Source organism: Blastococcus sp. CT_GayMR20 (assembly GCF_004570345.1).
Map to the genome: position 1 here is coordinate 11598 of NZ_SPQM01000034.1, position 10473 is coordinate 22070.

9 protein-coding genes are annotated in these 10473 nt (G+C 75.3%); all 9 read left to right on the plus strand.

The window, feature by feature from the left end; all coding sequences use genetic code 11:
- Positions 1-1557, plus strand: a complete 1557-nt coding sequence (locus E4P40_RS10390; protein ID WP_245160250.1) for a hypothetical protein — start codon at positions 1-3, stop codon at positions 1555-1557.
- Entirely contained in the window at positions 1554-3068 is a 1515-nt protein-coding gene (locus tag E4P40_RS10395; RefSeq protein WP_135158565.1) for an SCO6880 family protein, read from the plus strand. The genes E4P40_RS10390 and E4P40_RS10395 overlap by 4 nt, the downstream gene beginning before the upstream one ends.
- Positions 3065-4585, plus strand: coding sequence for an ATP-binding protein (locus tag E4P40_RS28540; RefSeq protein WP_209305260.1), 1521 nt, complete (start codon positions 3065-3067; stop codon positions 4583-4585). The genes E4P40_RS10395 and E4P40_RS28540 overlap by 4 nt, the downstream gene beginning before the upstream one ends.
- Positions 4582-5751 (plus strand): M23 family metallopeptidase, encoded by a 1170-nt coding sequence (locus E4P40_RS10405; protein WP_135158566.1) that lies wholly within the window; start codon positions 4582-4584, stop codon positions 5749-5751. The genes E4P40_RS28540 and E4P40_RS10405 overlap by 4 nt, the downstream gene beginning before the upstream one ends.
- Positions 5752-5812: 61 nt before the next feature.
- Positions 5813-7732: a TraM recognition domain-containing protein gene (locus tag E4P40_RS10410; RefSeq protein WP_135158567.1), complete on the plus strand. Its 1920-nt coding sequence runs from the start codon at positions 5813-5815 to the stop codon at positions 7730-7732.
- A complete protein-coding gene (locus tag E4P40_RS10415) occupies positions 7729-8262 on the plus strand; it encodes a hypothetical protein (protein WP_135158568.1) in 534 nt (177 codons plus the stop codon). Before E4P40_RS10410 ends, E4P40_RS10415 begins: the two co-directional genes overlap by 4 nt.
- Positions 8259-8846 (plus strand): hypothetical protein, encoded by a 588-nt coding sequence (locus tag E4P40_RS10420; RefSeq protein ID WP_245160251.1) that lies wholly within the window; start codon positions 8259-8261, stop codon positions 8844-8846. Before E4P40_RS10415 ends, E4P40_RS10420 begins: the two co-directional genes overlap by 4 nt.
- Positions 8843-9139, plus strand: coding sequence for a hypothetical protein (locus E4P40_RS10425; RefSeq protein ID WP_135158569.1), 297 nt, complete (start codon positions 8843-8845; stop codon positions 9137-9139). Before E4P40_RS10420 ends, E4P40_RS10425 begins: the two co-directional genes overlap by 4 nt.
- Before the next feature lie 3 nt (positions 9140-9142).
- Positions 9143-10468 (plus strand): hypothetical protein, encoded by a 1326-nt coding sequence (locus tag E4P40_RS10430; RefSeq protein WP_135158570.1) that lies wholly within the window; start codon positions 9143-9145, stop codon positions 10466-10468.
- Positions 10469-10473: the final 5 nt, after the last annotated feature.

Below are 10473 nucleotides of genomic sequence, written 5' to 3' on the forward strand. Positions count from 1 at the left end.
GTGCCGGCGGTCCTCGCCTGGCTGATGACGGCCGCTCCGGCGGCGGCAGATCCGGTGGTGTGGGCCTTTCCGGCCGATCCGTCGTCGACCGAGGAGGCGTTGTCGTGCCTGCCCATCAATCCGTTCTGCGTGATCGGCGAGGCCGCCGGTGCGGTGGTCGCCGACGTGTGGATCAGCGCCATGCTCGCGCTGTGGGGAGCCGGGTTGTGGCTGCTGGGGCTGGCCTTCTCGGTGGTGGACGCGCTGACCACGCCGGACCTGTCCACCGGCGGCCCACTGGCCGCGGTGTATCCGGTGACCTTCGGCATCGGCGCCACCTTGGCCGCGCTGATGGCCATGGTGCAGCTGGGCGCCGCCGCGGTGCGCCGGGACGGGCAGACCCTGGGCCGGCTGCTGATCGGGCTGCTGCAGTTCGGGCTGGTGTGGGTGGGCTACGTCGGCGTGGCGGCGCTGCTGGTCACCGGCGTGTCGGGGCTGACCACCGGCCTGCTGCGCAGCCTGCTGGACATCGACACCCTGGCTGACTTCGACCCGTCGATTCACGTGGGCCGCGACGTGGTCGACGGCACGGTCGCCACCGTGCTAGGGGTCTCCTCGATCTTCCTGCTGGTGCCGGCCAGCGTCGGCTATCTGCTGCTGATGCTCATCCGCGAGGCGGCGCTGATCATGCTGGTCGCGACCTCGGCGATCTCGGCCGGCGGACTGTTGGCGCAGACGTCGAGCGCCTGGTTCTGGCGCAGCCTGCGCTGGTTCCTGGCCGCCCTGCTGGTCGCCCCGGTCGCCGTGCTGGTTCTCGGGGTCGGCGTGACGATCACCGAAGGTCTGCTGACCGGTGCCGAGGAGACCAGCACCGAGGCCGCGGTGGGCATGGCGGTGGTCGGCTGCCTGCTGATCCTGCTCGGTGCCCTCTGTCCGCTCGCGCTGTTCCGGTTGCTGGCCTTCGTCGACCCGGGCACCTCCAGCGGCGCGGCCCTGCGCCAGTCCCTGGCCGGCTCCGGCGGTGTGCTGGGCGCGCTGGAGAAGCGCGGCGGAGGGCGCTCGGCCGGCGCGGCAGCCGCAGGTGCGACCTCTGGCGGGGTGGCCGCCTCGGGTGCCGCGGCGCAGCTGGCCGGTGACCGCGCGCAGGGGGAGTCGACCGCCGACGCTGCGACCAGCAGCCGGTTCGCCGGCGCGCTGCACGCGCTGACGGTGGGCAGCACGCAGGCCGGCCGGCTGGCCGCCGGGGTCGCGGCGTCGGCCGCCGATGTGCTCTCCGGCGCCGGCATCGGACACACCGCGCCTTACTACGGGCAGGCGACGCGGGGCCGGCCCCCGGCCGCTGGCACTCGACACGCCGGCGGGACCTCTGCCGCCACCCAGTCCGGTGAGCCACCGCAGCCGGGTGAGGACGGCCGATCGCTGACCGCGGTGCCTCCGGATCCGCTGTGGTCACCCGGCGCCGACCGGGACGCCGGCCCAGCGGCCGCAGCTGTCCACGGCGATCCACCTCCTCCGCGGCCACCGCGGGGCGACACCACTACCGATGCCGAGGGCGATGACGAGGGCGATGCCCGATGACCGTGCACCGCTACGGCGACTACACCAAGGACGTGTCGGGCTGGTTCCTCGGCATGACCGGCGCCCAGCTGGCCCTGGTGACACTCGCCGGGGTGCCGGCGCTGCTGGCGCTGAACGCCCAGGCCTGGGGGCTGTTCGCCGGCTGGCTGCCGGTGTGGGCGCTGCTGGCCGCGGTGCTGCTGGTGCCGATCCGCGGCCGGGCGGCCGGCCGCTGGCTGGGCGACCTCTGTCTGCATGCGATCGGAGGAGTCATGGGCTGGACGGTGTTCGGCTCCCGGGCCGCGGCAGGAACCGCCGAGGACCTGTCCCAGGCCGACCTGCCCGGGGTGCTGGCCGGCATCCGCACCCACGACGGGCCGCCCTACGGGCAGCTGTTCACCCGGCCGGTGATCGTCCAAGATCAGGCGGCGCGGACCTGGGCGGCGGTGGCCCGGGTCGCCCATCCCGGCATCGGGCTGGCCGAGCCGGCAGACCGGGACCGGATGGGCGCCGGGCTGGCCGAGCTGTGCGAGCTGGCCGCCCGCACCGAACTGGTCGACATCCTCACCCTGCAGGTGCGCACCCTGCCCGACGACGGCGCCGAACGCACCGCCTGGGAGAGCGCGCACGCCCACCCCGGCGCGCCCACGCTCGCCGCCCGGGTCAACGCGCTGCTGAGCGCCACCCTGACTCCGGCCGCGGTCCGCACCGAGGCCTTCGTCACCGTCGTGGTCGGCGAAGGACGGATCGCCCGGGCCGCGCGGGAGAGCGGCGGCGGCGTGGACGGCCGGGCGCGGGTGCTGCACTCGGTGATGGCCGAGGTCGAGGCCGCGCTGCGCGGCCCGGTCGGCTGCACCGCGGTGACCTGGCTGGACTCCGCGGGACTGGCCGCCGCGGTCCGCACCGGGTTCGCGCCCGGCGACCGCGGCCAGCTGGTCGCCGCCGACCTGGCCGCAGCCTCCGGTCAGCAGCTGGCCGCCGGTCTGCCCATGGCCACCGCCGGCCCCAGCACCGCCCGGGCCGAGATGCGGCACTACGCGCACGACGCGTGGGCGTCGGTCACCGACACCGTGCTGCTGCCCGACTCCGGCGCGGTGCTGGGCGCGCTGGCTCCGGTGCTCGTGCCCACGACGGCGGGGGAGCGGCGCTGCCTGACGGTGTTCTTCCACCCGCTGCCGCTGGCCCGGGCCACCCGGCTGGTCGGCCGGGAGGAGATGAGCGCCACCACCGGCAACGAGCTGCGCGCCCGGATGGGATTCCGGCAGCGGGCCCGCCAGCGGCGGGACACCGAGCGGATCGGCGCCGCGGACGAGAAGCTGGCTGTCGGCCACGCGCTGGTCCGCCTCTCGGTCGCCGCCTGCGCCACCGTCCCGGCGACCTGGCCGGTGACCGAGCACGGCCGCCGGCTGGACGCATCGGTCCGCGCCGCCGGCTTCGTGCCGCTGCGCCTGGATCTGGCGCAGGACTCCGGCTTCGCCGCCGCCGCCATTCCGCTGGGGATCGGGCTGCCGAATCGGCGGGGCCGACGATGACCCGCCGGATCCGGGTGGGCCGCGCGCAGCGCCGCGGCCGCGACGTCGCCGTCCTGCTCGACGACTTCGGCCACCGCCTCCCCACCGCGCCGGCCCCACCGGCCGCGGAGCGCGAACGCGGACCATTCACCCATCTGGTGCCCCGCCGGGGACCGCGTGGCCGCGGCCGGGGCCGCGCAGTGACGCCGGCGCCGCTGTCGGTGTGGCGGATGACCTCGGAGCAGACGCCGGTGGTGTGGCCCCTGATCGCCACCTCCGGCCTGCCGCCCACCGGCGCACAGATGGGACTCGACCTGCTCTCCGGTGGCGCGTTCTACTGCGACCCGGTGGGCTGGGTCACCGACGACGACATTCCGGTCACCAACCCCAACGTCGTCGTCTTCGGCAAGCCCGGCCGGGGCAAGTCCGCCACCGTCAAGGCCTTCGCGCTGCGGATGCTGGGCTACGGCTACCGCATCCTGATCCTCGGGGACACCAAGGACGAGTACGAGCCGCTGTGCCGCGCGCTCGGGGTGAAGCCGTTCGCCATCGGTCCCGGCCTGCCGGCGCGGGTGAACCCGCTGGCCTTCGGTCCCCTCGGCTCCGGCTGGGAGCGGCTCGATGCCGCCGAGGCCCGCCGCCGCGAGGCCATCATGTTCGCCCGCTGGATCGTGCTGCTGCGCGGCCTGGTCGGCTCGCAGGCGGTGCCGTTCGGCCCGGTGGAGGAGACCGCGGTCTCCGAAGCGCTGCGGCTGCTCACCGGCTACGCACGCGGCGCCACTCGGCTGACCGAGCCCACCATCCCCCAGCTGTGGCGGACCCTGGACGAGCCGACCGCCGAACTCGTCGCCTCGTGCCGCTACGCCGACCGGCGGCACTTCCTCGACGCCACCCGCACCCTGCGCGACGCGCTGGGCTCCCTGGTGAAGGGCTCCCTGGCCGGGCTGTTCGACGACCACACCACTGTCGCCATCGACTGGCGCGCCCCAATCCAGTCGCTGTCGCTGTCCCGGCTCGAGCCACTCGGCGACCAGGCGGTCGGCATCGCGCTGACCTGCCTGAACTCCTGGGGCCAGGCGATGCGCGAGATTGCCGACCCCGGCGACCTGCGCATCGTCATCCGCGACGAGACCTGGCGGCAGATGCGCCTCGGGACCGAGGCGATGAAGAGCCTGGACGCCAACCTGCGGCTGTCCCGCCGCGACGCCGACGTGCAGGTCCTGCTGGCGCACAAGCCCTCGGACATGCTCACCGCCGGCGACGCCTCCTCCCAGGCCGTGGCCATCGCCCGCGACCTGCTGCACCTGTGCGACGTCAAGGTCCTGCACGGGCAGGACCAGGCCGTCGGCGAAGAGCTGGGCAGCCTGCTGGGGCTGTCCCCGATCGCCCAGCGGGTGGTCACCGGCTGGGCGGTCGCCGGCAAGGGCCGGGCGCTGTGGCTGGTCGGCGACCGGGCGTTCAAGGTGCAGACCGTCCTCACCGAGCCCGAGCTGCGGCTGACCTTCACCAACGAGGCGTTGACAGGACGACCGGCATGACCGGGACGGCGGCACGCGCGGCGCAGTCGTACGCAAAGGCGTGGCTGTGGAAGGCCGCCGTGCCGATCGCCGTCCCGGTGCTCGCCGCACTCACCCTGGTGCTGATCCCGCTGGCTGTTCTTGCCGCACCCGAGGCGCGCACCGCGGCGGCCTCCTCGGGCTGCTCGACCGGCGGCACCGGCGCCACCGTCGCCGGCATCGAGCTAGACGCCGTGCAGATGGGCCAGGCACAGACCATCGTCACCGTCGCCGCGGCGCAGGGACTCGAGCCGTACGCGGCGACCGTCGCGCTGGCCACCGCCTACCAGGAGTCCCGGATCCGGATGCTGGCCAACGACGGCAGCAGCCCGGAACTAACCGCCGAGCAGGCCGCGGTCACCGCCACGAGCCTCCAGTACGCCCACGACGGGCTGGGCTCCGATCACGACAGCGTCAACACCTTCCAGCAGCGGTGGATCGCCGGCTGGGGCACCGTCGCCCAGCTGATGGACCCGGTCTATGCCGCGCACGCCTTCTACGCCCGGCTAGTGGAGGTGCCGGGCTGGCAGACCAGCCCGCTCACCCAGGCGGCCCAGGCCGTGCAGATCTCGGCCGTCGGCGGCGCCTACGCCTCCTGGGAGCCGCTCGCCCGACAGCTGACCGCCCTGCTGTGGCCGACCGCCCAGGCCAGGGCGGCCGACCCGGCCGGCACGGCGGCCGGCGTCTGCCCGGGTCTGCCGGTGCCGGCCGGGTCGTGGATCCGGCCCACCGCCGGGCAGTTGACCTCCGGATACGGCACCCGGTGGGGCACCCTGCACGCCGGGGCCGACATCGCCGGACCCCGCGACACCCCGGTGTACGCCGCCGCCGACGGCACCGTGCTCACCGCAGCCTGCACCAGCGCCTACTGCGACCGCGACGGCAGCCTGAGCGTGGCCGGCTACGGCAACCTGGTCGAACTCGACCACGGCGCCGGCGTGACCACCCGCTACGGGCACCTGTCGGCCTACACCGTCACGCCCGGCCAGCCGGTCAGCGCCGGGACGCTGCTCGGTTTCCAGGGCTCCACCGGCAACAGCACCGGCGTCCACCTGCACTTCGAGGTCCGCGTCGACGGAGCACCGCTCGACCCGGTGCCGTGGCTGGCCGACCACGGCGTCGACCTGCATACCCCCGACCCCGGATGAACAGCCCACGGACAGCAAGCAGAGGAGGAGCCATGCGCACGACGGACGCTGGACGTCGGCGGTGAGCGCCGGCCGGTCGCATCCCGACGTCGGCCCGGCCAGCTGGGAGATCCCGGCCGCCGCGACCCTGGTCTGGCTGGTGACCGCTGCGCTGTTGCTGCCGGCCGCCCGCGCCGCCGCAGGACTCCTGACCGGCGCGGGCTGGATGTGGCCGCACGGGTCCGCTGCCCTGCTCGCCTCGGTCGGCGGGCTGCTGACCGGCGACCGCACCGCCGGCCTGGATGCCGCCCAGGCGGCGGCGCTGCCCTCCTCGGCGTTCGTGTACACCGCCATCGCGGCGGCGCTGGTCCTCTTTCTGGCCAGCAGCGGGGCATCGGTCTGGACTCTCCACCGGCTGCTGCGCACGCCATCCGGGATGGCCACCCGCGGCCAGGCCGCCGACGTGCTCGGCCGCGCCCGGCTGCGCCGGGTCGCCCCCCTCATCCGCCCCGACCTGCCCCCGCCCCACCGGACGCTCGGCGCCGGACCGGCGGCCGGGGACCCGCACGCGGTGGGATGGCGGCTAGGCCGCGCCGCCGTGCCCGCCGCCGGACAGCTGTGGGTCCCCTTCGACCGGACCACCGGCGTCTACGGCCCGCAGGGCTCGGGCAAGACCCTCGACCTGCTCGCCCCGGCCCTCCTCGACGCGCCCGGCGCGGCGATGGTGACGCTCACCAAGGCCGAGGACCTACTCCTGACCGTCGACGCCCGCACCACCGCCGGCCGGCCGGTCGCCGTTCTCGACCCCTTCGGGGCCGTGCCCGGCCTGCCGGAGCTGGTGTGGGACCCGGTGGCCGGCTGCCGAAACCCGATGCTCGCCGAGCGCCGCGCCAAGGCCTTCACCGCCGGCACGGTGACCGGCGCGGTGACCGGCGGCGTCACCGAGCCGGCGGCCCGGTTCTACGCGTTCGAGGCGGCCAAGGTGCTGCAGGCCTACCTGCACGCCGCCGCCCTGACCGGCCGGACCATCGAGGGCGTCCTGGAGTGGGCCGCCCACCCCCAGGCCAGCACGCAGCCGGTGGATGTCCTGCGCGGTCACCCGGATGCCGCGCCGTTCTGGGACGGGCTGCTGCACGGCGCCCTGCAGGGTGACCCGCGCACCGCCGGCAACACCGCCACCACCGTGCAACAGGCGCTGGCGCTGTTCTTCCAGGCCGACATCCGCCGCCGCTGCATCCCCGCACCCGGCCGGCCGGCCACCAACGTCGCCGAGCTGCTCGCCGCCGGCGGCACCATCTACCTGCTCGGCCGCGAGGACCCCTACGCCTCGGCGTCCCCGCTGATGACCGCGCTGGCCGAGCACGTCCTGGACACCGCCCTGCACCTGGCCGGCAGGACACCAACGGGTCGGCTGTGCCCACCGCTGCTGGCCTGCCTGGACGAGCTGCCCTCCACCGCCCCGCTGCCCACCCTGCGCACCCGGATGGCCAACGACCGCGCACTCGGAATCAGCTTCGTCTACGCCGCCCAGACCTGGCGGCAGCTCGTGCTCATCTACGGCGAGGACGAGGCCCGTGCGCTGTTCGGCCTGACCAACGTCATCGTCGCCTTCGGCGGCGGCAAGGACGGCGCCTTCTACCGCGAGCTGTCCGACCTGCTCGGCACCACCCGGGTCCGGCGCAGCTCCTACAGCTACGCCGGAGCCGGCTGGTCCCGGTCCACGCACGGCGAGACCGTGCCCGTGCTGCGGCCGGAAGAGATCCGTCAGCTGCCGCCGGGGCGGGCGCTGGTCGTCGCGGAGAATGCGCCGCCGATGATCGCCGGACTCACCCGGTGCATCACGGGGCCCCGCGGCGCAGAGCTTCTCGCCGCCCAGGCCGCCGCCCGCGACCGCGTCGCCGCCGCCCGCAGCCACACCCCGTCGCTGGCCCAGCGCACCGGCCGCGCCCACGACGTGCCCACCGACGCCGACCTGACCCCCACCCGATGGGAGGCCCCATGACCACCCCGGACCTGGCCCTTGTCTTCCCCCGACCGCCGCAGGAGGTCCGCGCCGCGCTGGACCAGCTGCAGCAGGTCGAGGACGCCGGCCTTCCCCTCACCGGGCTGCACCTGCTGGACCGCCCGTGGGACCCGGCCACCTGCGAGCCACGAGTCCGGGCCCAGCTGTGGCCCTGGCTGGACCGGGTCGCCGCCTGGCTCAACCACACCTACGCCTGGCAGACCGCCCACGCCATCCCCTCCTGCTGGCCCCGCCACCCGCATCTGCTGCACGAGCTCGCGGTGCTCGCCTGCCTGCGGCTGGCCGCCGCAGACACCACCGGCCCGCACGCGCTGGAGGAGTGGCACCGCTACGCCCTGCCCGCCTTCCACGCCCGCATGGCCGAGCGCCTCGGCATCGGCTGCCCACCCGGCCGGCACACCGACTGGCCCGCCCGCTCCTGGGCCGCCGACTACGACAGCCGCCCGGCGTCAGCTGCCCGGCGTGCGCTGTTCGACGCCGACCTCGCCGTCGAGGGAGGACACCGGTGACAAGCACCTCCCCGCGCGGGCCCGATCGCGACGACTGGGTGGCGCTGATCGACGGCGTGCGAGTCAGCCGAAGGTGGATGACACGGCACACCCCGCAGCTGCTGGCCGCCTGGCGCGACGCACCGACCCAGCGGCGGCGGCGCACCATCGCCGCGCACATCCTGCTGGTCGCCGCGGATCTGGAAAGCGAACCAGACGACGCCTCCGCTGACCCCGAGTGCGCAACCAGCGCCTGGCAGGCGACCGTGGCACGGATCGATCCCCGCCTGGTGGTGGGCCCCGACTGGCCGCCGCTGGCCGCCTCCCTGACCCGCGCCTGCCTCGCCGGCTACGACGTGGCGACCCGACTGCCGGAACTCGCGACCGCCGGCCCGCTGCCCGCCCGGCATCCCGGCCGGGAGCTGCACTGGCGGCTGCTCGACGACTGCCCGGCCACCGTCCTCAACCTGCCCGTGCTGCACCCGGCCGGTGCCGTCGCGGCTGGGCACAACGCAACCCATCGTCCACAGATCCGCCCCGGCTCCCCACCCGCGTGCCCCAGCGACGCAGCCTCGACCCACCCCGCGAAGGAAGGAGACACGTGAGCCTCGACCCGCCCACCGACCCGCTCAGCTACGCCGCCTCACTGCTCGACGCCGTCGGCGCCGACCGAGAGCAGGTGCCCGCCGACATTGCCCTGGACTGTCTCTACGCGGCCGAGCTCCTCGAGCTCGCCGGCGCCCGCGCCCAACCGGTCCCGCTGATCGACGGCGACCCGGCCGCCAGCATCCACGCCGCGATGGGTGCCCTCGGCCTGCTCGACGAGGGCACCTTCGCCAGCACACCCGTCCTCGACGCCGCGCGCGCCGCCCGCCACGCCCTGCGACGGCTGGGCTGAGCGGTGGCCACCACCCTGCGGCAGCTGCTCGGCGGCCTCAACGACCGAGCCAGTGCCGACCCCGGGGCGGCGACCATCGAGGACGTCACCGGAGCACTGGCCCACCTCGGCCGGGCGCTGTCCGGACTGGCCGACGACGGGCTCACCGCCCGCGACAGCACGCGGCAGCGCACCGTCACCGCACTGGCCACCGCTTGCACCACGGCCGGCTTGCTGTGGCCACACCACGGCGGACCGCTTACCGACCTCGCCGGCGCCGCTGCCGACCTCGCCGGCCGCGACCGGGCCATCATGGGCCGCTCGCACCGCTGGGCACTCGCCGTCGAGGTGGCCGAGACCGCCGACACCTGCGCGCGATTCGGCCGCCGGCTCCTCCCGCGGACCGCGGCACCCGAGCTGGCCGCCGTGCGCGCCCTGGCCGCCACCCTCGAACAAGACGCGCAGGCCGATCCACCGACCGCCACCGGCTGGGGACTCCTTGACCGACCGGTGCCCCTGACCGCGACCCCGCGCGGGCCGTCCGAGATGACGGCCCTCGACGCAGCCGCGGCCCTCACCGCCGCCCTGGACCGCGCTCAGGGGGGCAACGACCTGACGCTGCGCGACTTCCGCGCCGCCGTCGCGGCCGCCGAGATCACCTGCCGCAGAGCCGCCACCTTCGACGCGGCCGTCGCCGGCGACGATGCCGGCCCACTGGTGGTGGCCGGGCTCGCCTGGCACCAGGCCGGCCGCGCCAGCACCGTCTTCGACGACGGACGGCGAGCAGGGCCCGTCGATCCGCGGGGCGTCGTCGCCTGGGCACGGTCCCTCGCCGGCGCCCTGCACACCAACATCGACCGACTCTCCGCCCTCCCCGCCCACGGCGACGACCACGGCGACGACCACGATGTGCGGCACACGGACGGCATGGCCCAGCAGGTTGCCGGCCAGCTGCCCACCCTCGCCGACCGGCTCCTCGCGGCCGTCGACCACTGGTCTCGCACCGGACGGCTGTACGCCTCCGCCCGGGACCTGCCCCCCATGGAGAACATGCCCGAGGACCGGATCGAGGCAGTGATCGCCGGACGCCACGTGCTGGCCACCGGCGCCGACCTCGACCGGCTGCGACAGGCCGTCGGTCGCGCCGCGGACCTGTCCACCGGACTGGTCGAAACGCTGTACCGCCCCGGGACAGGCGAGCAGGAGCAACGTCACCTGCCGGACCGACCCGACCGGGAAGCGCTGCTCCGAGGCGTGACCGGCCGATTGCTCCGCGTCCAGGCTGTCGAGCGCGACATCGCTGCGATCCGGTCGCGCCATCAGCCGGCACCCCACCCGCCGCCCCGTTAAGGCAG